At 53.0% G+C, this 24,229-nt stretch carries 22 protein-coding genes; 17 read left to right on the top strand and 5 right to left on the bottom strand.

All coding sequences use genetic code 11. The annotated features are described in order from the left end of the window. Nucleotides 1–38 precede the first annotated feature (38 nt). The 14 genes from ACE41H_RS18505 to ACE41H_RS18440 all read left to right on the top strand — a co-directional run bounded on the left by ACE41H_RS18505 (nucleotide 39) and on the right by ACE41H_RS18440 (nucleotide 14,379). Nucleotides 39–596, top strand: coding sequence for a glycerol-3-phosphate responsive antiterminator (locus ACE41H_RS18505; protein ID WP_375357029.1), 558 nt, complete (start codon nucleotides 39–41; stop codon nucleotides 594–596). A 203-nt stretch (nucleotides 597–799) separates the two neighbouring features. Next, complete coding sequence (locus ACE41H_RS18500; RefSeq protein ID WP_375357027.1) at nucleotides 800–1,867, top strand: extracellular solute-binding protein; 1,068 nt, start codon at nucleotides 800–802, stop codon at nucleotides 1,865–1,867. 16 nt (nucleotides 1,868–1,883) lie between these two features. After that, nucleotides 1,884–2,699 (top strand): ABC transporter permease, encoded by an 816-nt coding sequence (locus tag ACE41H_RS18495; RefSeq protein ID WP_375357026.1) that lies wholly within the window; start codon nucleotides 1,884–1,886, stop codon nucleotides 2,697–2,699. A 1-nt stretch (nucleotide 2,700) separates the two neighbouring features. Next, nucleotides 2,701–3,489: an ABC transporter permease gene (locus tag ACE41H_RS18490; protein WP_375357025.1), complete on the top strand. Its 789-nt coding sequence runs from the start codon at nucleotides 2,701–2,703 to the stop codon at nucleotides 3,487–3,489. Further along, nucleotides 3,489–4,541, top strand: coding sequence for an ABC transporter ATP-binding protein (locus ACE41H_RS18485; protein WP_375357024.1), 1,053 nt, complete (start codon nucleotides 3,489–3,491; stop codon nucleotides 4,539–4,541). Before ACE41H_RS18490 ends, ACE41H_RS18485 begins: the two co-directional genes overlap by 1 nt. A gap of 49 nt (nucleotides 4,542–4,590) precedes the next feature. Further along, nucleotides 4,591–5,388 (top strand): sugar phosphate isomerase/epimerase family protein, encoded by a 798-nt coding sequence (locus ACE41H_RS18480; protein WP_375357023.1) that lies wholly within the window; start codon nucleotides 4,591–4,593, stop codon nucleotides 5,386–5,388. 37 nt (nucleotides 5,389–5,425) lie between these two features. Continuing rightward, nucleotides 5,426–6,223 (top strand): HAD-IIA family hydrolase, encoded by a 798-nt coding sequence (locus tag ACE41H_RS18475; protein WP_375357022.1) that lies wholly within the window; start codon nucleotides 5,426–5,428, stop codon nucleotides 6,221–6,223. Nucleotides 6,224–6,514: 291 nt separating this feature from the next. Further along, complete coding sequence (locus tag ACE41H_RS18470) at nucleotides 6,515–8,047, top strand: PucR family transcriptional regulator (RefSeq protein ID WP_375357020.1); 1,533 nt, start codon at nucleotides 6,515–6,517, stop codon at nucleotides 8,045–8,047. 123 nt (nucleotides 8,048–8,170) lie between these two features. Continuing rightward, nucleotides 8,171–8,830 (top strand): aspartate/glutamate racemase family protein, encoded by a 660-nt coding sequence (locus ACE41H_RS18465; RefSeq protein ID WP_375357019.1) that lies wholly within the window; start codon nucleotides 8,171–8,173, stop codon nucleotides 8,828–8,830. Between the two features lie 95 nt (nucleotides 8,831–8,925). Continuing rightward, on the top strand, nucleotides 8,926–10,533 hold the full coding sequence (locus ACE41H_RS18460) for an OPT/YSL family transporter (protein ID WP_375357017.1): 1,608 nt from the start codon (nucleotides 8,926–8,928) through the stop codon (nucleotides 10,531–10,533). A gap of 12 nt (nucleotides 10,534–10,545) precedes the next feature. Next, nucleotides 10,546–11,607, top strand: coding sequence for an S-methyl thiohydantoin desulfurase family protein (locus ACE41H_RS18455; protein WP_375357015.1), 1,062 nt, complete (start codon nucleotides 10,546–10,548; stop codon nucleotides 11,605–11,607). 44 nt (nucleotides 11,608–11,651) lie between these two features. After that, nucleotides 11,652–12,584, top strand: a complete 933-nt coding sequence (locus tag ACE41H_RS18450; protein ID WP_375357013.1) for a DUF1177 domain-containing protein — start codon at nucleotides 11,652–11,654, stop codon at nucleotides 12,582–12,584. Between the two features lie 103 nt (nucleotides 12,585–12,687). Further along, on the top strand, nucleotides 12,688–13,359 hold the full coding sequence (locus tag ACE41H_RS18445) for an AroM family protein (RefSeq protein ID WP_375357012.1): 672 nt from the start codon (nucleotides 12,688–12,690) through the stop codon (nucleotides 13,357–13,359). 75 nt (nucleotides 13,360–13,434) lie between these two features. Beyond that, nucleotides 13,435–14,379: an aminopeptidase gene (locus ACE41H_RS18440; RefSeq protein WP_375357010.1), complete on the top strand. Its 945-nt coding sequence runs from the start codon at nucleotides 13,435–13,437 to the stop codon at nucleotides 14,377–14,379. An 87-nt stretch (nucleotides 14,380–14,466) separates the two neighbouring features. Here ACE41H_RS18440 and ACE41H_RS18435 read toward each other — a convergent pair whose 3' ends face one another. After that, nucleotides 14,467–14,865, bottom strand: a complete 399-nt coding sequence (locus ACE41H_RS18435; RefSeq protein WP_375357009.1) for a hypothetical protein — start codon at nucleotides 14,863–14,865, stop codon at nucleotides 14,467–14,469. A gap of 172 nt (nucleotides 14,866–15,037) precedes the next feature. Beyond that, entirely contained in the window at nucleotides 15,038–16,126 is a 1,089-nt protein-coding gene (locus ACE41H_RS18430; RefSeq protein ID WP_375357008.1) for an RNA-guided endonuclease InsQ/TnpB family protein, read from the bottom strand. A gap of 540 nt (nucleotides 16,127–16,666) precedes the next feature. Between ACE41H_RS18430 and ACE41H_RS18425 the strand changes: the two genes are divergently transcribed. Continuing rightward, a complete protein-coding gene (locus ACE41H_RS18425; RefSeq protein ID WP_375357007.1) occupies nucleotides 16,667–18,412 on the top strand; it encodes a polysaccharide deacetylase family protein in 1,746 nt (581 codons plus the stop codon). A 99-nt stretch (nucleotides 18,413–18,511) separates the two neighbouring features. Here ACE41H_RS18425 and ACE41H_RS18420 read toward each other — a convergent pair whose 3' ends face one another. Both ACE41H_RS18420 and ACE41H_RS18415 read right to left on the bottom strand, forming a co-directional pair. Beyond that, nucleotides 18,512–18,805: a hypothetical protein gene (locus ACE41H_RS18420; RefSeq protein ID WP_375357006.1), complete on the bottom strand. Its 294-nt coding sequence runs from the start codon at nucleotides 18,803–18,805 to the stop codon at nucleotides 18,512–18,514. 349 nt (nucleotides 18,806–19,154) lie between these two features. Beyond that, nucleotides 19,155–19,532, bottom strand: a complete 378-nt coding sequence (locus tag ACE41H_RS18415) for a MerR family transcriptional regulator (RefSeq protein ID WP_375357005.1) — start codon at nucleotides 19,530–19,532, stop codon at nucleotides 19,155–19,157. A gap of 230 nt (nucleotides 19,533–19,762) precedes the next feature. Between ACE41H_RS18415 and ACE41H_RS18410 the strand changes: the two genes are divergently transcribed. Next, entirely contained in the window at nucleotides 19,763–20,506 is a 744-nt protein-coding gene (locus ACE41H_RS18410; protein ID WP_375357004.1) for an SDR family oxidoreductase, read from the top strand. A 118-nt stretch (nucleotides 20,507–20,624) separates the two neighbouring features. Here the strand turns inward: ACE41H_RS18410 and ACE41H_RS18405 are convergent, their stop codons facing one another. Then, nucleotides 20,625–21,542, bottom strand: a complete 918-nt coding sequence (locus ACE41H_RS18405) for an AraC family transcriptional regulator (protein WP_375357003.1) — start codon at nucleotides 21,540–21,542, stop codon at nucleotides 20,625–20,627. A gap of 174 nt (nucleotides 21,543–21,716) precedes the next feature. Here ACE41H_RS18405 and ACE41H_RS18400 point away from each other — a divergent pair, with 174 nt between their 5' ends. Then, nucleotides 21,717–23,939 carry a glycoside hydrolase family 52 protein gene (locus ACE41H_RS18400; protein WP_375357002.1) on the top strand — a complete coding sequence of 741 codons (2,223 nt, stop codon included), beginning with the start codon at nucleotides 21,717–21,719 and terminating at the stop codon, nucleotides 23,937–23,939. Nucleotides 23,940–24,229 lie beyond the last annotated feature (290 nt).

Genomic DNA, 24,229 nt, shown 5'->3' with positions numbered 1-24,229 from the left:
TGAAAAAGAGCGTGATTACGAAGGAAGAAGGAAAGCCCATGAATATCAGAGAGCTGCTCTATACTCATTCCATCATTGCCGCAGCGGAGCATGACCAGTTGGCGTTGGCCGTCCGTTCCAAAGTGTGCGCGGTGCTGCTGATGCATGGAAAGGTTACAAATCTGCTAGAGCCGCAATTTCAGGAGCTGAGCAAGCTGAAGCCCGTATTTGTGCATACAGATCTCGTTAGAGGACTCTCCAACGATAAGGAAGCTGTTGCCCTTCTGGCCGAGCATGTACGTCCTGCAGGCATCGTGAGCACGAAGAGCGCCATGATTCGCGCAGCCAAGAAGGAAGGTCTGCTAACGGTTCAGCGTGTGTTCCTGATTGATACCGGATCATTTCATACCGCGATTCGCAGTATCAAGGAGAACGAACCGGATGCGATCGAGATTATGCCGGGGATTGCCCCTTCCATTATTCCGGCTTTTCGGGAAGAGACAGGCTTGCCCATTATTGCCGCCGGGCTCATTTCAACACATGAGCAAGTGAAGGAAGCCTTGAAAGCAGGAGCGGATGCCGTATCGCTGAGCCGGGCAGAGCTGTGGAATCTGTAAACTGCTGCCAAGCACAAGCAAAAACCGCATCCATGCCCGGTACCGTGAATTTCATAATTGATAACTTGGGTGGAGACGATGAGAACCCATAGCTATCCTTTTTTGAATGTGACAAAGGGATACCTATGTGTTTTTTATGGTCTCTTTTTACATTCGGCTGTTTTATGGCAACAAAAATTTTCAGGAACAGGTGGTATGTAGAAATGATGAAGAAACTGGTATTAGGCACAGTGAGCGCAGTGCTGGCATTGTCTCTGGCTGCATGCTCAACAGGAACGAGCACGAATGGGGCCGCACAGGCGGGTACAGGTGGAGCCGGCGGAAGCAAGGTAGCGATTGCGTACAACAATCCGCCGTTATGGGCCAACTGGGAGGCGGTTCAGGCGAAGTTTCTGGAAGAGACGGGCATTCGTGTTCCGGCTGACAACAAGAACAGCGGACAAGCGATGACCGCGCTGATCGCCGAGAAGAATAAGCCTGTCGCTGACGTGGCGTACCTGGGCATTACTTTTGGACCGCAGGCGGTGCAGGAGGATATCGTTGAAGCCTACAAGCCGGAGCATTTCGATGAAATTCCGGACGAACTGAAAGACCCTGACGGCAAGTGGATGGCCATTCACTACGGAGCGATTGCTTTTATTGTCAACAAAGACGCACTCGGCGATGTGCCTGTACCGAAGTCCTGGGCGGACCTTCTGAAGCCAGAGTATAAGGATAAAGTCGGTTTCTTGGACCCAACCTCTGCCGCAGTGGGCTACAGTGTCATCACGGCCGCCAATATCGCCATGGGCGGAACGCTGGAAAATTGGGACCCTGGCATGAAGTATTTGCAGCAGCTGGAGCAAAACGGCGCCATTCATCCGAAGCAGACCGCTACGGCCAAAGTGATGAAAGGTGAGATTCCCATCCTCATTGACGCCGATTTTAATGGATACACGATGAAATATAACGACAATGCCCCTATTGAAGTCGTCATTCCACAGGAGGGCTCGCTCAAGGTCCCTTATATCGTGTCTCTCGTCAAAAATGGGCCAAATCAGGAAAACGGCAAGAAGTATATCGACTTCATGCTGTCCGATGATGGCCAGCAGCTGTTCGCGGCCGGCTACGTCCGCCCGATCCGCAATGTGAACATTCCGCAGGAAACCATGGACAAATTCCTTCCGGAACAGGACTACGAGCGGGTGCAAAGCGTGGATTATGAGCAAATGAACAAGGTGCAGTCCGAAGTCAACGAACGCTGGAAAAGTGACGTGACAGCAAGCAAATGATGCAAAGGAGAGAGGCATGGCCAGACACAGAATCTATTTTTTAACGCCGATTGTCATCATCTTCAGCTTCTTTTTTCTCTATCCGTTAGTCATTCTGGTGCTGGCGAGCTTGCGCAGTGAGGACGGCGGAGCGCTGACTTTGGACAATTACGCCCAAATGCTCGCCGATCCCTACTATTTCAAAGCGCTCGTGAACAGTCTCCTGCTCGCGCTTGCCGCAACCGTATCCTCACTCATTTTGGCGGGGGTACTGGCTTTTTTTCTGGCACGGAACGATTTCAGAGGCAAAACGCTGTATTTTACGCTGCTGACCTTCCCGATGTCCCTGCCTGGCGTTGTGGTAGGGTTCATGATTATCATTCTGTTCGGCACGACGGGCGTGCTGCCGATGCTCAGCAAGTGGCTGACAGGGACGCCGTCTATGGCTTTCGCTTATACGATTATGGGGATTTTCCTGGCTTATTTGTATTTTGAAATCCCGCGGGTGATTTTGTCGCTGTACGGAGCCATTCAGCATTTCGACCGGACCCTGGAGGAAGCGGCGAGAACGATGGGAGCTTCGCCATGGCAGGCGGTTCGTTACGTCGTGCTGCCGACGGTGTTCCCGATCTTCATTGCATCCGGCGCGCTGGCCTTCTCGACGTCCATGAGCGCGTTCGGCACGGCGTTCACATTGGCTAATGACTTCGATATATTGCCGATTCTGATGTACAACGAATTCACGCTGAGCTTCAAGATCGAAGTCGCCAGCGCCATCGCGGTGGTGATCGGGATCATCTGCGTACTGATGAATGTGATGAACCGGATCATTCTGGAGAGGGGGATGCGCTAATATGCAAAAGCTGGGCAAAGGCTTCATGTATGCCTTGATTGTCATCGTCAGCCTGTTCATGATCGTCCCCCTGCTCTTTACGGTGATCGGTTCCTTCGCCGGTTATTGGGGTTCAAGCCTGTTCGCATCGGGCTGGACCTTGAAGTGGTACCGGGATGTGTTCCATTATTACGGGCCTACCGTACTCTTCACACTGGTGATAGCCATCGCAACGGTCTTCATTAATGTCCTGCTTGGCACGATGACAGCCTACCAGTTCTCCAGATCGGGCAGCCGCTGGATGATGGTGCTGGAGGAGATTCTGACCCTGCCGATTGCCGTACCCGGCGTGGCGATAGCGCTGGCTTTGATTCAGACCTATGCCCCGCTCCGGGAAGCCGGCTGGCTGATTCTGATCGGACATGTCATTGTGACGTTCCCGTTAATCTTCAGAACCGTGCTCGGCACGCTCCGCACCAAAAGCTTCAAGGCGCTCGACGAGAGCGCGGCGACACTCGGGGCCGGGCCGTTCTACCGCTTCTTCCATGTGATTCTGCCAAGCATCAAATCAGCCGTGCTCTCGGGAGCCATGCTGGTGTTCCTGCTGTCGCTCGGAGAATTCAACATGACCTTTTTCCTGTATACACCGCTCAAGGTCACTCTGCCTGTAGGCCTGTATGAAGCCTATTCATCCCTGCGGATCGAGATCGGGAGCGCGTATACCGTGGTATTTCTGGTCATTGCGGTGCCTGTCATGTTCATCCTGCACAAGCTGAACCAGTCTGCCGCGTATAACAGAGGAGGAGTCTAATGATGGGGAAACCCTATATCCATATTCATGAAGTGCACAAGACGTATCCGGACGGGACGAAGGCACTGGAGCCCATTCATCTGGAAATCCGCCATGGCGAGGTGCTGGTTCTGCTCGGACCTTCGGGATGCGGCAAAAGCACCCTGCTGCGCATGATCGCCGGACTGGAGCAGACGAGCGGCGGCTCCATCACCGTGAATGGCGAAGAGATCAGCCATCTGCCCCCCGAGAAACGGGATATCGGGCTGGTGTTCCAGCAATATGCGCTGTTTCCGACCATGACCGTTGCGCAAAACATTGCCTTTGGCATGAAGCTCCGCAAGAAGAGCAAGCAGGAGATTCAAAAAAAAGTGCAGGACATGCTGGAGCTGATGAACCTGCAGGAACTGAAGGACCGCAAACCTGCCCAACTGTCCGGCGGGCAGCAGCAGAGGGCGGCGGTGGCGCGCGCTTTGGCCACAGAGCCCAAAATTCTGCTGATGGATGAGCCCCTCACCGCCCTGGATGCCAAGCTCAAGGAGTATTTGCGGATTGAGCTGGCCCAGCTCTTCCGCAAGCTGAACATTACAACCGTCTATGTCACACATGACCAGGTGGAAGCCATGGCCACCGCCGACCGGATTGCGGTGATGGATAAGGGTGTGATCCGGCAGATTGGCACGCCCAAGGAAATCTATCATCAGCCGAAATCTCCCTTTGTGGCCCAATTTGTGGGGCAGGTCAACCGCTTGAAGGGACAGGCTGTCCGCACCAAGGAAGGCTGGTCCGTGCATTTCGGATTTGCCCTCTCCCCCTATCACGGAACGCGTGATATTGAGGAAGGCGAAGAGGTAGAGGCATTCCTCAGACCGGAAGATATTTCCGTTGAGGTTTCCAGCGGGACAGGCTTTCCGGTCCGCATCCGGGACAGCATTTTTCTCGGCGAGCGCTACAGAGTCATCGCCGAGGCCGCGGGACAGAAGCTGCTGCTCGACGTACCCAATGATATTCAATTGAACGAGGGCGATCAGGTACAGCTTCAACTGCAGCACCACAAGCTCATTTACACGTAATTATTTTATTTTTCATACATTTATACAACCTTGAGGAGGAAATTTCAGCATGAATAAGCAAATCAGCTACTCCGACCTGCCTTTGTTGACCCGCCCCGTAGAGGAGAACGTGGAACAGCTGCTGGAGCATGGAGCCGATAAGATAGAGCTATTAATGGACGGTATCCAATGGGACGACATGGACGAGCAGATCCGTAAAATGGGAAAAACCCTGCGGCGCTATCGCGCCGCCTTCTCCGTCCATCCACCGGCATGGGACACGAATCTGACCAGCGAAAACCAGGCGATTCGCACAGCATCCTATGAGGAGTATAAAAAAGCCATTGAATTCGCTCATGATATCGAAGCGGAGCACGTAGTGATCCATCCCGGCTTCAGCTTCTCCCCCGCTTTTGATAAAGCAACCGCGCAGAAACGCGCGCAGGACTACCTGGAGCAGCTTTGCCGGGTGGCGAAGCCGCTTGGCATCAAGCTGGCCGTGGAAAATGTAGGCTACAAAGGGGCATCCATCTACTCGGAGCAGGAGTATCTGCGCTGTCTGGACGGAATCGATGCAACTGCGGGCTACCTGATTGATACAGGGCATGCCCGCTTGAATGGCTGGGATATTCCCGGCATGATCCGCAGCGTGAAGGACCGTCTCTGCTCCGTGCATATTCATGATAATTCTGGCGAAGGAGACGAGCATCTGCCTATTGGAGAAGGGTCTATTGATTGGCAGCCAATTTACGATGCGCTGCGGGAAGTGGAGGCTCCTTGCCAATTAATCCTGGAGTATGCGCCCGGTACGGACCTGAATCAGCTGGAGAAAGGAAAGCAGCTGCTTCAGCAGAATCTTGCGCTATAATCCTTTGAAATTACATGGCACAATCCAAGGAGACAGGATGATCAGGGAGCTGGACCCGTCCCGGTATCAGGCCTATTTCTTTGATCTTGACGGAACGATCTATACCGGCAGCAAGCTTCTGCCCGGAGCAGGCGAATTGATCGCCCATCTGCACCAATTGGGCAAAAAGGTCATGTACCTGACCAATACGACGGTGTATACCCGTGAACAGTGCCGATCCAGACTGCAGTCTATGGGGCTGAATCCGGAATACGATGATATCATGACAGCAGGCTATGCGGCCGCCACGTATCTGCTGCAGGAGCAGCAGAAGGTACGGGCGCTCGTAATTGGAGAGCGCGCGCTCGCGCAGGAGTTGGACGGCATGGGCATTGTGCTAACGGAGGACCCGCTGTCGGCAACCCATCTGATTGTCGGATTGGACCGGGAATTCACGTATGACAAGCTGGCAGCCGGGATGACGGCGGTCAGGAACGGAGCCCGTTTTATCGTGGCTAACCCGGACCCGTTCTGCCCGGTGCCAGGTGGAATTATCCCCGATTCCTGGCCTATCGCCAAAGCGATTGAAGCAGCGAGCACCCTCCGCATTCACGCCATGACCGGCAAGCCTTCCGCCTACTATACAGAGCAAGCCCTGCGGAGTTCAGGACTTGAGGCGGAACGCTGCCTTATGATCGGGGACCGTCTGGAGACCGACATGATGATGGGAATGAACAGCGGAGTGCATACAGCGCTCGTTCTGACCGGAGTTACCACCCCCGAGGACCTGCTGCAAAGCAAAATTGTACCTGATTATGTATTTGCCACGCTTGCAGACCTGCTGAAGCAGCTATAACCAGGTATAAGCGATTACGCAAAAGAGCGCCGCCACCTCATGATCGTAATGAGTATGGGCGGTGCTCTTCTGCTTATTCCCAGGGTGAGCGGGAGCATCCCGTTTTTTTCATCTCCCAATACGGTTTGCTTCTGCATCCGCCGCTCCATTTCCCCTTTATGTTATATTAATTAACCTTTGGTCAGTATATATCCATACTTTTCAATCAATAAATTACATAGAATGTAAGGACAGGCAAGAAAAATTGGGATAGACTTATCAACAACTAAAAGCGGAAACAGGGTGAGGAATATGAATCGAAGCGGGTTGACGGTGCGGGAGCTGCTCAAGCTTCCTTTCTTCAAGGATGCAAGGCTGCTCAGCGGAGATCAGGGCCTCGACCGGGTTGTACGTTACATTGATATTCTGGAAGTGCCTGATATCAAGTCCTGGCTGCGTGAAGGAGAAATGATCATGACGACCGGTTATTCGGTGCGGGATGACCCTTCTCTGCTAGCGGGACTTGTGGAAGAATTGGCTCATGCCGACGGGGCTGCGCTTGCCTTCAAACCGGAACGCTTCATCGGCAGGGTCCCTCAGGATATGGTGGATATGAGCAATCTCTATCACATTCCCGTGATTGAGCTGCCTCCCGGCATGCCTTATATAGACATCACATTTACGGTGATGGAGCAGATTGTTGACAAGCAGGCTGCCCTGCTCAGAAGGTCTGAAGAGGTGTACACGACATTGACACATCTTGTGCTGAACAACCGCGGCATTCAGGCCGTGGCCGACCATGTGGCGAAGCTGATCGGATCAGGGATCTGCATTGTGGACAAGACTGGGGAAATGCTTGTCTCCTCCTCGTATACTGCCTCTTCCGAACGCAGCGGGGACCGCTCCCATTGGGAAATTACGGTGGACAATCAACTCGTGGGCAAGCTGGTCGTTGCCAAGGAGGAGCTGGACGAGCTGGATCTGGTGTGTATCGAGCAGGCCAGGCTTGTGTTTGCTCTGGAGCTGATGCGGAGCAAAATCGCCAAGGACACCGAGCTCCGGCTGCAGGGCAGCTTTTTTGAGGAGCTGCTCATGGGCGTTCACCCGTCCAGGCAGGAGGTTGAAGACAAGGGCAGACAGCTCGGCCTGCAGCCCCACTGGACATGGGAGGTTTGCCTGATCGAGGGGGGACAGCAGCTATACAACGAAGGCTCCTCTTTTGCGATGCAGCTGCAAGAGCTGGTTCATCAGGAAGCCGCGAAACGCAAGGTACGCGGCTATGTGCTCCCGCAAGGGGAGCGGCTGCTGCTTCTGCTGTCCACCGCGGCAGGTGACTCCACAGCGAGAAAGCAGCCGCACAAGGAGTGGATTCAGTGCCTGACGCCGTTTCTCCAGCGCTGGAGCCTTATCCGCGTCGGCTTTGGCAGCAAAAGGCCTCTGTGGGAGCTCAATGCCGGGTACATGGAGGCCCGCAAGGCTGTTGCCATCGGCACCAGACTGGATCGCGAACCGCATATTTACTCGTTCGAACAAATTGAAATGCTCAGCTTGATGCTGGAAGCTGGAAGCTTTGTTAACTTCGATACGGTCATCGACCGCAATTTGGGCCGGTTGGTCAAATATGACAAAGAAAATGATACGGACCTGGTAACGACGCTCTATTATTATTTGACGACCGGCGGCAGTCTGATGGAAACGGCCACCCGTATGTATATTCACCGCAACTCTGTCAAATACCGGATTGACCGGATTAAAGAGCTGACTGACATTGATCTGGATAACTCTGTCAACCGGCTGATGTACCAGCTGTGCAGTGTTTTTTATCTGGTTAAAAAAACGGATTAAACAGAGGGTCATTGTGCTTTGAGCACAATGACCCTCTGTTTGTTTTGGCATATGAGTACATTGTTTATATTTAAGCAGCTCTCTACAATGTTAAATAACATCACACGGAGGAGGTTGAACTGAATGATAGGCTTAATACGTGTTTTTACAACCGATAGTATGGACGTTTTGGAACAGCACGGAAGAGTCATTATAGAAAAGTACGGTGTTCATGTGATGAGTCGGAGCATCCCGGATCAGCCGTTGGGCATCTATGATGATGTAACGGAAGAAATCGCCAACCCCAAGATCGTGGAGCTGGGGAAAAGCATGGAGCGCGATGGCTGCAAAGTGCTGGTTATCAGCTGCGCAGCGGACCCGGCCATCGACGCCCTTCGGCAAAGCGTGTCCATTCCGGTCATTGGCGCAGGCAGTGCCGCATCCTACAGTGCACTCGCTACCGGCCTTCCCGTTGGCGTTATGGGCATCACGGAGGAGGCTCCTGCAGTTGTATCAGGCCTGCTTGGCAGCCGGCTGGTCAAATATCTTCGTCCCGAGGGAGTCACCAATACGACAGATATTCTGACACCATCCGGACGCGAAAAAGCTATCGAGGCAGCGCAATCTCTTATCGATCAAGGAGCCAAGGTCATCCAGTTTGCCTGCACCGGCTTCTCCACCATCGGACTGGCTGATGTGCTTAGAAACGAGCTGCGGATTTCCGTGATTGATCCGGTGGAAGCCGAGGGACTGTATGCCTCCTCCCTCTACCTGCAAACCGTGACCGATAACCCGATCCACTAAAAGAGGGATGATTCCCCTCATCACTGCCGGGCTCTTTCACTCCAAAAAAACCGTAAAGACGGCACTCAAATCATAGATCCGCAGGAGGGTTAACCATGGATAATCAAAAACAGCAGCATCCGACCATTTTTGAACCGGTCTCCCTGATTCTCATCATCGTGACCAGTGTTCTGGGAGCCATTATCGGCATGCAGATTGTAACCTCTCTGGGCGTGACGCCAAACACCGCCATTATCGGCGCCCTGATCGCCATGCTGATTGCACGGATTCCCATTGCCATTCTCAATAGATTCAAATCGATACACCGGCAAAATCTCATACAGACCTCCATATCATCCGCCACGTTCGGAGCGGCCAACAGCCTGTTGATTCCGATCGGCATTCCGTTTGTGATGGGTAAACCGGATTTGATTCTGCCGATGCTGATCGGAGCGGCGCTCGCCATGTTCCTCGATGCGGCGATTCTGTACAAAATCTTTGACTCCAAGCTGTTCCCTGCGTCGGGCACATGGGCTCCGGGTGTAGCCACCGCTGAGTCGATCCTCGCCGGGGACAAGGGCGGCAAACGCGCCGGACTGCTCGGTGTCGGCACGCTCATCGGCCTCATCGGCTCCATCCTGCACATCCCGATGTCCGCCTTCGGCGTGGCCTTCATCGGCAATATCTGGGCCTTGACCATGTTCGGTATCGGGCTGCTGATCCGGCAGTATTCCGTTCCTATTTTCAACATTGACGTCAACGAGCTGTATATTGCCCACGGCCTCATGATCGGCGCCGGTATCGTGGCTCTGATCCAGGCCGGTTTCCTGATCTTCAGCAAAACGAAGGCCAAGGACCAGGGGGGAGACGGAGCCGCGAAAGCAGCGGCTGAAGCCGAGGCATACACACGTCCGGTCAATGAGGCACGGCGGGTGCTGGGCATCGGCTTTCTGCTCTACCTTGTCATTGCCCTGATCATCGCCATCATTAGCGGCCTGATTACGCACATGTCCTTTGGCATGCTGATCGGCTTTATCGTATTTGCCGCCTTCGCCGCCTTCGTCCATGAAATCATTGTCGGCATCGCGGCCATGCACTCCGGCTGGTTCCCGGCCTTCGCCGTTGCCTTCATTACCCTGCTCGTCGGCATGATGATCGGATTTCCTCCGCTGGCGCTGGCTTTGCTGGCAGGCTTCAGCGCCGCTACGGGCCCCGCCTTCGCGGATATGGGCTATGACTTGAAGACAGGATACATTCTGCGCGGGTACGGCAAGGATAAAGAGTTCGAGGTTCAGGGCCGGAAGCAGCAGTATCTTGCTTCTCTGATCGCGTTCGGCGTAGCCCTGATCACCGTTATCGTGACTTATCAAACTTATTTTGCACAAAATCTGGTACCGCCCATTGACAAGGTGTATGTATCCACCATTCAGGCCGGCACCTCCGGCGATGTCGCCCTTCAGCTTCTGATCTGGGCTATTCCCGGAGCCATCGTTCAGTTGATCGGCGGACCGCACCGCCAGCTTGGCGTTCTGTTCGCAACAGGCCTGCTGATCTCTACCCCGAATGCGAGCTGGGCTGTACTGGCCGGTATTCTGATCCGTGTCATTGTACTGAAGGTAACGAACAGAAAAGCCGAAACGAACCTTAGCATTCTGGCAGCCGGGTTTATCGCCGGAGACGCGCTTTACAGCTTCTTCAACTCGATCTTTAAAATGAACAAATGAGGTGAGCCGGAATTGACCAGAATCAAGCTGGATGAACAAATTGTGAAATATGCGGTATACGGCGGCGCTGTTCTGGGCGGAGGAGGTGGTGGCTGGATCAAGGACGGGCTGCAGATCGGAAGGCTTGCCCTTGAAGTCGGCCAGCCCGAACTGGTCACCATCGATGAATTCGCCGATGACGATTTGTTCGTCACCGTCTCCCTTGTGGGCGCTCCCGCTGCCAAGGAGCAGTTCGTCAAGCCGATCCATTACACCAGAACGCTGGAGCTGCTGGCACAGAAGATCGGCCGGCCGATTCAGGCCATCCATACGAACGAGAACGGGGCTGGCACGACCGTGAACGGCTGGTTCCAGTCCGCCATGACAGGCATTCCACTCGTCGATTTCGCCTGCAATGGCCGTGCTCACCCGACCGGCACGATGGGTTCGATGAACCTGACGGAAATGGAGGGTTACGTGTCCCATCAGGCGGCGGTCGGCGGTCAAGGGGATCATTACGCGGAGATGGTCATCTCCGGATCGCTCGACAAGGCTTCCACCATGGTCCGCAAGACCTCTGTGGAAGCGGGTGGCCTCGTGGCAGTAGCACGCAACCCCGTCACCACAGCCTATGCGAAAGCGAACGGGGCGGTTGGCGCCATTACACAAGCGATTGCCGTCGGGGAAGCGCTGCTCTCCAAGCAGGGGGAGGCCGCGATCGGCGCTGTCGTATCCCTGCTCGGCGGGCAGGTGGCCGCTATGGGCACTGTTACGGATTTCAGTCTGGAGACCACCGGGGGATTTGACGTCGGTACGGTAGTTATCGACGATGCTTACGAAATGACATTTTGGAATGAATATATCACGCTCGAAAAGGACGGACAGCGCTATGCCACCTTCCCGGACCTGATCATGACGCTGGATGCCAAGACAGGCAAGCCTGTCATTACGGCCACGGTGGAAAAAGGCCAGCAGCTCGCCGTCATCACCGTTCCGAAGGAAAACCTGCTGCTCAGCACCACCATGAGCAACACCAAATTGTTGAAGTCGGTTGAAGATATCATTCAAAAGCCGGTCATCCCTTATCTGGGCTAATGCCCGCCAGGGATTGCACTAATATTTAACTGGAGGATAACAACATGACACTTAAGCAAACACTGATTGCAATCGATGAACTGGATAATGGATCTGTAAACGGCGAGCAGGTTAAAAAGCTGTTCAGCAGCTATCCGGACGTGACTTTTACCGTCACCAAGGTTACAGGCGAGAAAGGAAGCACGGACTTCATCAAAATTCTCATTCCGGGCACGAACGGCAAAAGCAGCGGAGGCGATGCGCCCACCTTCGGCATTGTCGGACGTCTTGGCGGCATCGGCGCGCGCCCGAGCCGGATCGGTCTTGTATCCGACGCCGACGGGGCCGTAGCGGCTGTCGCGTCCGCGCTGAAGCTGGCCGACATGCAAACAAAAGGCGACAAGCTGAAGGGCGATGTGATCGTAACGACCCATATTTGCCCGGATGCGCCAACCCGTCCGCACGAGCCGGTGGATTTCATGGATTCACCTGTGGACATCCTGGCGATGAACACCCATGAAGTGGTGCCGGAAATGGACGCCATTCTGTCCATCGACACGACCAAGGGCAACCGTGTGATCAATCACAAGGGTATTGCCATCTCCCCTACGGTCAAGGAGGGATACATTCTCCGCGTCAGCGAAGATCTGCTGCGCATCATGGAGATGGCCACCGGCAAATTCGCCGTAACCTTCCCTGTGACGATGCAGGATATTACGCCTTACGGAAATGATCTGTATCATATCAACTCCATTCTTCAGCCGGCGGTAGCTACGGATGCGCCGGTGGTCGGCGTTGCCGTCACGGCGCAGTCCATCGTTCCGGGCTGCGGAACCGGAGCAAGCCATGAGGTGGATATTGCGGACGCCGTCCGCTTCGCTGTGGAAGTGGCGAAAGAAGCGACCAACGGAACCTGCGCGTTCTACGACGCTGCCGAATTTGACCGCATTACATCACTGTATGGTTCCATGAAGATTTTGCAGACCAGCGGAAAGTAATCCGCTGACGGATGGCAGCGGGCGGCGGGGGATGTATTCCCCCGCTGTTCTTTTTCCCGTTTCGCATGTGCGTGCGCAAAAAACTATGGAGGTGAATGGGGTAATGAAACAACTGGGAATGATCACGATCGGTCAGGCACCGCGCACCGACGTGGCGCCAATGATCGAGAAATATTTGGATGGACGCGCCGAACTTGTGCAAATAGGCGTGCTTGACGGGATGACCAAGGAGTACATTGATGAGCAGCTTGCGCCCGAGGTGGGCGATTATGTGCTAACCTCCCGTCTGGTGAGCGGTGAGTCCACAGTTATGGGGCGTTCCAAAATCCAGCCGCTTCTGCAGCAAAAAATCTATGATCTGGAGGAGCGGGGAATCGAGCAGATTTTATTGCTCTGCACAGGCGTATTTCCGGGATTGCAAACACGTACCTCTTACCTGATCGAGCCGGATCATATTATTCCGCCGACGGTGAAAGCCCTGGTGGGGCCACGCCGTTTTGGCGTCCTTGTGCCACTGGAGGAACAGCGGGAGAATCTGAAGCCCAAGTACACCCCTTACGGGATGAACCCGGTATTTGCCGTCGCCTCCCCTTATGTCAACAATCCGGATCATTACCGTACCGCAGCCCTGGAATTAAAGGAGAAGGCGGATATTATTTTGCTGGACTGCATGGGGTATACGGAGGAAGCGCGCCAGCTGGTAGCGTGGACGTCCGGGAAGCCGGTCGTTTTATCCAATGCTATCATGGCCAAACTGGTATCTGAGATGATCTGACACGGCGCGCGTGGAAATCCTGTTATAATGGAACCGTGAAGTTCCAGACACTGCGCGATTGAAGGAGGATGACGGATGAATCAACAGCTGGTGGATATCAGTAAAAATGTATTGCAAAGCTGCCTCGGCCTAAAGGCGGAAGAAACCTTCCTGGTTGTGGCGGATGATGTGAAAAAGGAACTTGCCGAAGCTCTGTATGAGGCTGGCAAGCAGCTTGGCGCGGAGGCGATGCTCGTCGTCATGAAGGAACGGCTGAAATCCGGCGAAGAGCCGCCGCTCGCTATCGCTACCGCCATGGTGCAATCGAATGTGGTCGTCTGTGTGACGAAGCATTCGCTGACGCATACGCTGGCCCGCAAGCAGGCCGCCGCAGCGGGCGCCCGCCTGGCCACGATGCCGGGTATCACGGAGGATATGTTCCTGGAGGGCGCGATCTCGGCCGATTACAATCAGGTCAAAGCGTTAACCGAGAAGGTAACCGCCATGCTCACCCCGGCCGAAGCGGTGCGGATTGAAAAAGGCGGATATACGCTCACCTTCTCCATCGCAGGCCGCGAAGGCGTGCCCAGCACCGGCATGTACTTGAACCCGGGGGAATCCGGCAACCTGCCGTCCGGGGAAGCCTACATCGCGCCGCTGGAAGGTACGGCAGAAGGCCAGATTCTGATCGACGGCTCCATGGCCGGCATCGGCAAGCTGAGCTCCCCGCTGCTGCTCACGATTGAACAGGGCCGGATTGTAAAAGCGGATGGACCGGACGGACCAAGGCTGCTGGAGATTCTCGGCGACGGCGACGGCCGCATGCTGGCCGAATTCGGCATCGGCACAAACGACAAGGCGAGAATCACAGGTGTCGTGCTGGAGGACGAGAAAGTGTACGGCACCATCCACGTCGCTTTCGGCAGCAACAATACGTTCGGCGGTACAATTTCGGCCGGCGTGCATCTCGACGGCGTCGTCGGTCAGCCGGATGTATACCTGGATGAGAAGCTGATTATGAAGAGCGGGAAATTTGTTTGAGAACACGAGCACTACACTAGCCGTGGGAAATTAAAAACGAAGAAGAAGCCTACGGAAAATAAACAGGCTTCTTCGTTTTGTTTTTAACTATGTTCGCAATGGTGCTTGTCCCCACTCCAACCGGAACTCAGAACCAAACCTTCGAACGGATTCTTGATCCGCATGAATCTTGAAATCTTGATCAGATCCGAAAAAACCTAATCTATATACCCCATTAGAGTCAATTTGCTTCCAATCAAGCTGGAAAAGGTGTTTTTCGAATGATGAGTATAAGCCGTCCAATCTTTCAACCGGAAATTCTGCGGTGGCTTCAATATAGTTTTTGATCGTAATATTGGTCCAGCCAAAATCCAAATCATAAATTTTATTGTTTGTTTTGAAGTATTTCACATTGAGTCGGCACCCTTCATCTTCGCCTGGTATACAAGCTATAAAACTAATTTCAATCCAAGTTCCGTTCTCTAAACAATCTCTTAGAATTGCCATATTCCCCGCCCTTTTAAAGTCTATGTGAATGCTCCCACCGCCTGAAGAGGCCGAGGCTTCTTGTTTCGACGATCGCTGCCTTTCTGTAGGAAAGGTCTGACTGGATCTCCACAAGCGTTCGATGCGGCACGCATCCCGTTCGGGGCAAACCCTCCCTACGGTGTTCGGTCCATCACGCCACGATGTTCAAAGCCCGCTGCAAAATGACTCGGGCCGAAACGATGTCTCGATCCTGCACCAGTCCGCATTTTTTGCATTCATGAAGCCGGATCGCCAACGTTTTGGGAACATCCGCACCGCAGATGCAGGTTTGCGATGTGCCGTGGGCGGGCACTTGTACGAGTCGCTTCCCCTGTCTTGCCGCTTTATACGACAGATACGTGATGAACGTCCGCCATCCGGCATCCGCGATGCTTTTGGACAGCCGGCGGTTACGGATCATGTTCTTCACTCTCAGCTGCTCTACCGCAATCAGATCATGTCCCTGAACGATGCGATGCGATTGCTTGTGCAAGAAATCTTTGCGCTGCCGTGCCACTTTCTGGTGGATGTCCGAGAATTTCCGTTTGGCCTTCTGCCGGTTACGGGAACCGTGCGCTTTACGGGATAGCCGCCGCTGGGCGCGTCTGAGCCGCTTTTCCGCTTTTCGCAGATACCGTGGGTTGTCCACCTTCGTGTCATCGGACAGCGCCGCAAACGTTCGTAGCCCGACGTCGATGCCCACGGCGGTTTCCGCCGTCTGGCCAGCTTCCGCTGCCTCTATGTTTACGCCGATCCCCACCATCCACCCGTCTGCATGCCGCTTTACGTTGATTTGGGTCACATTCGCCCGGTCGAACGGACGATGTGCACGCAGGCGGACAAAGCCGATTTTGGACAGATAGACGTATCCATCTCGGGCGAACGTCTTGCCTACCGCACCAGGCTGAGGGTACGTAAAGGAGAGATAACGGTCGGCTGACTTATAGTGAGGAAAACCTGCTTCACCGCGGAAGAACCGCTGATAGGCATCATCCAAACGCCGCAGGCAATCTTGTAACACCTGTGAATGAACTTCTTTGTATTCGGGAAATTCCTTCTTGAAGGCGGGCAATTCATTTTGCTGCTTGGCGTAGGTGACGGTTTTGCCCTCTTGGCTGTAGACGGTATCCCGTTGCTCCTTCGCCCGATTGTACAGTCTCCGGCACAAGATCAACGTTCGAATCATGCGTTCTTCCTGTTCGGGGGTCGGGTAGAGGCGAAATTGATACGTGATTTGCACGAAGGGTCACCGCCTTAACAAGAACATATATTCCTATCATACCACACAACCATTCGACTAGGAAAGCACGAGCCTTATATAATAGACAAGTGCATTTAGGCTTCGCCTAACCGAGATTCATCCCCTACTCAAAGTTTTGTGAGCGCTGCTTCCTGAATAAATTTCGAACAAAACTCGCTTCGGAAGCATAGGCTCAGAGGAAGGGGACTTCTCACGGAAACATGTTAAATAGACCGTATACCTTTGTCAGGAGGGCGGTCTATTTGCGTTTATTGGACAGCAGCGACTCTTGCTCCCACAAGCCACCTCTATGAAAAATACTCTGCCTATCGAATATACTCTATCCTTTGGAAATACTGACCTGCTGATGTAGGATATTATGCGTACTCAAACACTGGCAATTGATTCATATTTTCATATGTTGCAATTTGGGTACAAGTTCTCTAGTTTCTGAAACAATTGCTAGCTATACTATTTAAGTACATTAATTAATATTCACTGAAAGTAGGTCAATTTATAATGAAACAACGGTATCATCTATTGAAGCTTGTTGTTTTTACCGCAATGGTGATGGCATTGGTCTTAACCCCAAATTCTTTAATTCTGGCTTCAAAGCAGCCTGCAGGATCTGAGCGGGCTTCCTCATCAGGAAACAAAGCTAATAAAATGGTGGCATTAACCTTTGACGATGGACCAGACAAGAAATATACCGGGAAGGTGCTTGATATTCTGAAAGATCACAAAGTGAAAGGCACATTCTTTGTAGTAGGAGAAAGGGTTAAACAATATCCCGGTGTTATAAAACGCATCGTACAAGAAGGCCATGCTTTGGGCAATCATTCGTGGAGTCATTCTCATCTAACCAAGCTTGGCAAAGAAAAGATTCGCCAGGAAATCGTAAAGACGGATGATGCGATTCGTGAGATTACCGGCTTTGCGCCAACGCTGATACGCCCTCCCTATGGGGATTCATCAGCTCAGGTGAAGGAAGAAATTCATGCATTGGGGCATGCACAGGCGTTATGGAATGTAGATACCCGGGACTGGGCGGCGAGCTCCTCGGTTGCCGATATTCTCAAAACGGTGAAGTCAAGCTCTGGTAACAAGATTACCGTGCTGATGCATTCCGGGGGAGGAAAGCGGGATAAGACGCTCAAAGCGCTTCCTCAAGTTATCGACTACTACCAATCGCAAGGTTACACTTTTGTGACGATGTCCGAGCTTAACGGTGTAGCTGATAATATGAAGGGATCCACAGCTTCTACTGGAGATACAGACGTTACCAATGGAGGTACAGACGCTACCAAGCCGGATTTGTCAGCCGATACGGCCCAATCTGATGATGCCAGTGTCATCACTGAGCGTAATATCCATTTGATATACAATGGCTCGGAAGTCAATTTTCCGGATGCGAAACCGTTTATAGATGAAAATAGCAGAGTACAGGTGCCTGTCAGATTCATGGCGGAGACCTTGAATTTTGATGTAAAATGGGGAGCAAACGGGAGCCAAAAAAATATTATTCTGACGAAAGACAATGTGAATGTAGATTTGAAGATCGGCGACAAAGCGGCTGTTGTCAACGGAACGCAAATCGATATGGATACTAGCGCCATGATACTTCACGAAAGAACTTATGTCCCGTTAAGATTTTTGAGTGAACTTGTCGGAATGGACATTACGTGGAGTTCCGCTGGCGATACCATTACACTGTCTTACAAGGAAACAAAAGACGACAACTCTGATGAGGATGAGCTGACCCAGATTCAACCGGCTCAATCTGGCGATACGTACATAGTGTCTACCCCCAGAGCTACTGTTCAGCAAGCCAAAGCATGGGCAACGGCCAAAGGCGCAACGGATGTGTTCATAGATCTGGCGGATATTGTCTGGGATGAGGCGCCACAAGTGGGGGTTGATCCGACTGTTGTGTACTGCCAGTTTGCCAAGGAGACGGGCTTTGGAAAATTTGGAGGCATATTAGATGAAACGTTTATGAATCCGGCTGGCTTAAAAACGCCAGTCGGAGGCTCCGACACAGACCACGAGGCACATCAACGCTTTACTAGCTGGGAGGAAGGGGTTCAGGCGCAGATTGACCATTTAGCATTGTATGCAGGGGCGCCGGGTTACCCTAAAACCTTTACACCTGATCCCAGGCACTTTCCTGGCTTGATGGGACAAGCGGCTACGGTGGAGGCATTAGGCGGAACATGGGCAATTAATCCTACCTATGGCTTCGAAATTGTTAAGATGATGATGGAGTTGCAAGCAACAAACAGTTAGATTGCCCACCTTACAATGAACAAGCTCCTGAATGGTCCATGCGACTATTCAGGAGCTTTGTTTAGTTTAAAGGACGGCCCATTGGGCCGTCCTTTAGCTCTATTTGCTATCTTCTACCTTCACATAAGTTTTACCATAATCGATGATCACTTTGGTTTGAGCCGTGGTCTGTTGGGAATCATGGACGACTTCATTCTGACTGAAATTTTCTTCTGGCAGATCTGTTTTTACATACTGTCCATTTTCCGTGTAGATCTGATCTGGCACTTGATTTTGAAGACTAGGGGGTAAAGGCGTATATACAACACTTTCTGAATCACTTTGGACATCGCTATTGGCATGAATAATGCTTGTTGAAATTCCAGTTAAAGCAACAGCGCTCAATGCCAGCATAGATATCATTCGATGTTTGAGTTTCAGTTTGATGCACCTCCTTCCCAATTAATTTGTATATCCATTTCCAGACATCTCTCTGCCGTCGGAGGTTTTATTTACAATAAATAAATATACCGGTTTACTTGCTGTTCCTTTTGGAACATTGGAACATCCAAATATTAAGAGAATACAACTATTGTATTATTTCGAGACCACCTTGGTTGAGCGTCTTCATTAAGGAAGGCAACATTTCACAGACGATTGACCTACGTGTTCCGTTCTCTAATGCATTCTCTTAGAAAAGCCGTTGTTCTCCTTTTTGGAGTTAAAACTCAGGTTGTTCTTCTACCAGCATGAGGTTTCCTTCTTAAGGCAGCATCTTCATTAATCCCTTCTCCTGCATGTCATACAGCGCCAGCTTGTAATTTATTTGCTCCAAATACTTATAGGTCTGCCTGAGATCCTCTTCTACCTTCGCCTTATGGTCAAGCATCATCTGTTTGCGGGCAGCTAGGCTGCTCTCCCCTTCCCGGTACAAGTCAACGTATTGCTTGATTTCGGACAGCGGCATGCCTGTAGAGCGCAGCGCCAAAATAAAATTCAGCCACTCCATGCTCTCTTCATCGTAAAAGCGATTGCCGCTTTCATCCCGTTTGACCCCAGGCAGTATTCCCTCCCGCTCATAATAGCGCAGCGTATATGCCGTGATGCCTGTTTCCTCTGACACTTCTTTAATCGTAGACATCATTTACCCTCCATGAGTTAGAGTTAACTATAATATGATTTCCTTGGATTAGCGCTCATTTTACCAAAAATTCATCCTCCACACCAACATAAATCCTTATGTATAAAGGATTTCTTTATATCTTACTTCATTTCAATTCCATACTTGACTTAGAGTTTACTATATTAGCTAAGATAAATTCAAGCCAGTTGAGACTGGGCACTAAAATCCAAAACAAGGAGAGATTCGAGATGAAGCAAAAAGTGGCTATTATTACAGGTGCAAGCAGCGGGATGGGAGCCGCAACAGCCAAACTCCTCGCCCAACATGACATTAAAGTCATGCTGGCCGCACGCAGAGAAGACCGTTTGCAGCAGCTGCAGGAGGAAATTCGCAGCGCCGGAGGCGAAGCCAGCTATAGAGTTACGGATGTGACTTCACGCGGTGATGTGGAAGCCTTGGCCGAAGCCACGATTCAAACCTTTGGGCAAATTGACATTATGATTAACAATGCGGGCATCATGCCGCTTTCCCTCTTCCATCATTTAAAGGTGGACGAGTGGGAGCGCATGATCGACGTCAATATCAAGGGCGTGCTCTATGGCATGGCGGCTGTGTACAAGCATATGGAAGAACGAAATGAAGGCCATATTATCAATTTCTCGTCCATTGCCGGGCATCTTACCTTCCCATCGAGTTCCGTCTACAGCGCAACGAAGCATGCAGTACGGGTTCTGACAGAAGGAATGCGAACGGAGCTGGGAGCGAAGCAAAACATTCGCACAACCCTGATCTCCCCCGGCGCGGTTGAAACGGAGCTGTACGGCACCATCACGGACGATTCGATTTATCCGGTCCTGGAAAAGCTGGGCAGCAAGGATTGGCAGCAGCTGGATCCGAGCGATATCGCCAACACTGTACTGTTTGCCATCCAGCAACCCGCAAATGTGACGATCAATGAACTGATTGTCAGACCTACGTCGCAAAGTCTGTAAAGCCAAGCAAAAGGACGACGCCTGTCTTAGACGGGCCTCGTCCTTTTTACTTTATTCGTAACAAATGCCCCTCTAAATACGGCCTGTCTTCTGTGAGAGCACGTCGATAGACGCTATCTTATCCCTCCCCCTGCCGGACGGCTTCCATCCGCCGGAATTCGCTTGGGGACATTCCCGACCAACGCTTGAACTGTCTGCTGAAATGGGCGATATCCCTGTAGCCGAGCATGGCCGCAATCTGCTGCACAGGCATGCCGGGATCGGCCAGCAGCAGCTTCGCTTCGTGCAGGACAAGTCTGGACAGGTACGTGCGCGGCGACTCTCCGAATACCTGCCTGAACACACGGCTGCAGTGGGAGACGCTGATGCCAAGCTCAGCCGCGATGTCGTCGATGCCATAGTGGCCCGCCTCTTCCGTCCTCTGCCTGAACGTCTGATTGGCAATGCCCTGCAGACGGCTGGCGATCTGGTGTGCCAACTCGGTCCGGTCGTAAGCGCCCGAGGAGAGGATGGCCGCCTCGCTCGATACCGCCTCCCAGAGGACGGCAAACAGCTCGAACACCGCCGACTGCATCCGCATGCGGCGGGCAACGGTATTGCTGGTCCCGGACTCCGCGAGATCAAGCAGCTTGGCGAGCGCCGGTTTCAGCTGCATCGCCACCGCTCCGTCTGCGGGAAACAGCTCCTGCTCCAGGCGAGCGAGCAGGGACAAGAACAGCTTATCGTCGATATCGAAATGCATGCAAAAATAAGTAAAGGGCCTTCCCCCACTTTTACTGGAGTGAACGATCCCCGGACGCAGCAGCATCAGATCCCCGGCCTGCTGCACGTAGTGTTTTCCCTCCACAGTCATATGCTGCTCTCCATCCAGCACGACATTAATCTCGTATTGGGGATGCTCGTGCGCGGGATAATCCCAGCCGCTGCCCACACGGCGCGTATGAATAGCGAACAGATTGACCGTCGTCCGCACATCGGGAAAGAAGGCCTCCTCCATGCTGCTGCCTGGCTTGGGCGGTACAAAGCTTGTTCCCATGTTCCGCTCCCCCTGCTCTGTAATATGTATAATGACAGTATACACCGGGATCAGCCCGATTTGGGTAAATGTTTGCGCGATTTGTCAATGGCTCCTCCTGCCCGCGCCGTGATAGGCTGTAGCTGAACAATTCAGCGGAGCACAATTCAACTCAAATTGAAAGGGGTTTCAATCATGACGTCAAATCTATTCTTTAATGCACAGCATTCGCCGATCGGAGCATTTGCCAGCTTCACGCTTGGCTTTCGCGGCGCCAAAGGCGGGCTTGGCATTGAGCTAGGCAAGCCCGCCGACGAGAACGTGTATATCGGACTGCAATCACGCGACGGGAAAGTCTATGATGCGCTGCCGTTCTTCACGGCTGTTCAGGATGAAAGCGTCAGATACGATGTGGAGAAAAAGGATAAAGAAACGGATGAAATCTCCCCCTCCCATCCGAATAGAAGCAATCCGCAAAATCCGAACAGCGGGGACCATCCTTCCGGGACGAAACTGATTCCGTTCGATGAAGCAGCCATCTCGCGCGAGTACAAGGCGGGTACCGATACATGGCGCGCCGGTGATCTGACGTTCCGGATCTACTCTCCAGTACGGCCCGTACCGGAGCCGGGCAAAAGCAGCGAAGAGGAACTGAAGGCCGCTCTTGTCCCAGCCGTATTCGTTGAACTGACCGTGGACAACACACAGGGCCAATTCGCACGAAAAGCCTTCTTCGGTTATGAAGGAAGCGACCCGTACAGCGCGATGCGCATCATCGGCCAGCCCGCTGCTGGCGGAAAAGGAATCGGCCAGGGCCGCAGCACAGCGATCGTATCTGACGATGACAGCGTCGTGCCCACGCTCGGTTTTACCATTGAAAAAATCCTTGGAGAAAAGCTTGCGGAAAATCTGACCTTCGGCCTCGGCGGCACGGGAGCGCTGTTAATGGAAGTACCGCCGGGAGAGCAGCGGACATATCGGTTCGCTGTAAGCTTCTTCCGCAGCGGTCTGGTGACCTCCGGCATTGACGCTTCGTATTATTACACCCGCCTGTTCGCCAATATTGAGGAGGTCTCCGGCTACGCTCTGGGCCGCTTCAAGGAGCTCACCGCCTCCTGCGCCGCAGCGGACGGCTGGATCGAAGCGGCGGGTCTGTCTGCGAACCAGTCCTTTATGCTGGCACATGCCATTCACAGCTACTATGGCAGCACGCAACTGCTGGACGCGGACGGCGAGCCGCTCTGGATCGTCAACGAAGGCGAATACCGGATGATGAATACGCTGGATCTGACGGCCGACCAGCTGTACTTCGAGCTGATGATGAACCCGTGGACCGTCCGCAACGAGCTGGAGCTGTTCGTGAACCGCTACAGCTACCATGACGAGGTGTTCTTTCCGGGCGAGGACCGCAAATATCCGGGAGGCATCGCGTTCACCCATGACGTAGGCGTCGCCAATGTGTTCTCCCGTCCGGGATATTCCGCCTACGAGCTGGCCGGCATTGATGACTGCTTCTCCTACATGAGCCATGAGGAGCTGGTCAACTGGCTGTGCTGTGCGCTGGTATATATTGAGCAGACCGAAGACCGTGAGTTTACGGAGCGAATGCTGCCTGTTATACAGGAATGCTTCCAGAGTATGCTAAACCGCGATCACCCCGAAGCTGACAAGCGCAACGGCCTGATGGGGCTGGACAGCTCGCGCACGCTGGGCGGAGCGGAGATCACAACGTATGACAGTCTGGACGTCTCGCTGGGACAGTCGCGGAACAATATTTACCTGGCGGGTAAATGCTGGGCCGTATATGTCGCGCTTGAGAAGCTTTTTGCCGCCGAGGGGCTTGTAGTTCTGTCCCGTGAAGCGGGGCAGCAGGCGGACAGATGTGCTGCCACGATCACCAGCCATGTGACGGAGCACGGCTACATTCCGGCCGTCATCGCGGAGGGCAATGATTCCAAAATTATTCCCGCCATCGAAGGCCTGATCTTCCCGTACTTCACCGGCTGTGAAGACGCCCTCAAGGCAGACGGCCGCTTCGGCTCCTACCTGCAGGTGCTCAAGCAGCACCTGGAGACGGTGCTTGCGCCGGGAACCTGTCTGTTCGAGGACGGAGGCTGGAAGCTATCCTCCACCAGCAACAACTCCTGGCTCAGCAAAATCTATCTGTGCCAGTTCATCGCCCGCGAATTTCTCGGGCTCGCCTGGGAGCAGGAAGGGCACGCCGCCGATGCCGCCCATACAGCGTGGCTTACTCATACGGAGCACTCCTACTGGGCCTGGAGCGATCAGATTCTGGCAGGCGACATTATCGGCAGCAAATATTATCCGCGTGGCGTGACCGCCATTCTGTGGTTATTCGAAGGAAAAGGAAACCGGCTGACAGCCGGGCTGCATGAGCAAACCAAGCAATTTGCCTGACGGCATCTTCCGGGAGGACATGACATGTACAACTATGATCAATACGTATTTCTTCCGCAAGAGCGGAATTCCGGATAAGCACGGACGCTCCATCTACTAAGAGCATACTAATACTCTATGTCCCCCACTTATTAGCAGCGGCGATGAGCAACATCGCTGCTGCTTTTTTTTGCTCCCATTTTTCCCGGCGAGGGCATGCTTTTTTCGTAAGATTTTAAAAGAAATCGGCCATCTCTCTGCTTTTGCCCGCTCTCTCCCGCTTCTTTATGGCCAAGCCTTCACAGGCTGCC

Source organism: Paenibacillus enshidis, assembly GCF_042136365.1.
GTDB classification, from domain to species: Bacteria; Bacillota; Bacilli; order Paenibacillales; family Paenibacillaceae; genus Paenibacillus; species Paenibacillus enshidis.
Note: the sequence above shows the minus strand (reverse complement) of the source record. Positions and strands in the feature narration are given on the sequence as shown.

Coding starts and splice junctions, on each gene's coding strand:
- ACE41H_RS18505 (WP_375357029.1), top strand. CDS start 39: ATGAATATCAGAGAGCTGCTCTATACTCATTCCATCATTGCCGCAGCG.
- ACE41H_RS18500 (WP_375357027.1), top strand. CDS start 800: ATGATGAAGAAACTGGTATTAGGCACAGTGAGCGCAGTGCTGGCATTG.
- ACE41H_RS18495 (WP_375357026.1), top strand. CDS start 1,884: ATGGCCAGACACAGAATCTATTTTTTAACGCCGATTGTCATCATCTTC.
- ACE41H_RS18490 (WP_375357025.1), top strand. CDS start 2,701: ATGCAAAAGCTGGGCAAAGGCTTCATGTATGCCTTGATTGTCATCGTC.
- ACE41H_RS18485 (WP_375357024.1), top strand. CDS start 3,489: ATGATGGGGAAACCCTATATCCATATTCATGAAGTGCACAAGACGTAT.
- ACE41H_RS18480 (WP_375357023.1), top strand. CDS start 4,591: ATGAATAAGCAAATCAGCTACTCCGACCTGCCTTTGTTGACCCGCCCC.
- ACE41H_RS18475 (WP_375357022.1), top strand. CDS start 5,426: ATGATCAGGGAGCTGGACCCGTCCCGGTATCAGGCCTATTTCTTTGAT.
- ACE41H_RS18470 (WP_375357020.1), top strand. CDS start 6,515: ATGAATCGAAGCGGGTTGACGGTGCGGGAGCTGCTCAAGCTTCCTTTC.
- ACE41H_RS18465 (WP_375357019.1), top strand. CDS start 8,171: ATGATAGGCTTAATACGTGTTTTTACAACCGATAGTATGGACGTTTTG.
- ACE41H_RS18460 (WP_375357017.1), top strand. CDS start 8,926: ATGGATAATCAAAAACAGCAGCATCCGACCATTTTTGAACCGGTCTCC.
- ACE41H_RS18450 (WP_375357013.1), top strand. CDS start 11,652: ATGACACTTAAGCAAACACTGATTGCAATCGATGAACTGGATAATGGA.
- ACE41H_RS18445 (WP_375357012.1), top strand. CDS start 12,688: ATGAAACAACTGGGAATGATCACGATCGGTCAGGCACCGCGCACCGAC.
- ACE41H_RS18440 (WP_375357010.1), top strand. CDS start 13,435: ATGAATCAACAGCTGGTGGATATCAGTAAAAATGTATTGCAAAGCTGC.
- ACE41H_RS18435 (WP_375357009.1), bottom strand. CDS start 14,865: ATGGCAATTCTAAGAGATTGTTTAGAGAACGGAACTTGGATTGAAATT.
- ACE41H_RS18420 (WP_375357006.1), bottom strand. CDS start 18,805: ATGCTGGCATTGAGCGCTGTTGCTTTAACTGGAATTTCAACAAGCATT.
- ACE41H_RS18415 (WP_375357005.1), bottom strand. CDS start 19,532: ATGTCTACGATTAAAGAAGTGTCAGAGGAAACAGGCATCACGGCATAT.
- ACE41H_RS18410 (WP_375357004.1), top strand. CDS start 19,763: ATGAAGCAAAAAGTGGCTATTATTACAGGTGCAAGCAGCGGGATGGGA.
- ACE41H_RS18405 (WP_375357003.1), bottom strand. CDS start 21,542: ATGGGAACAAGCTTTGTACCGCCCAAGCCAGGCAGCAGCATGGAGGAG.
- ACE41H_RS18400 (WP_375357002.1), top strand. CDS start 21,717: ATGACGTCAAATCTATTCTTTAATGCACAGCATTCGCCGATCGGAGCA.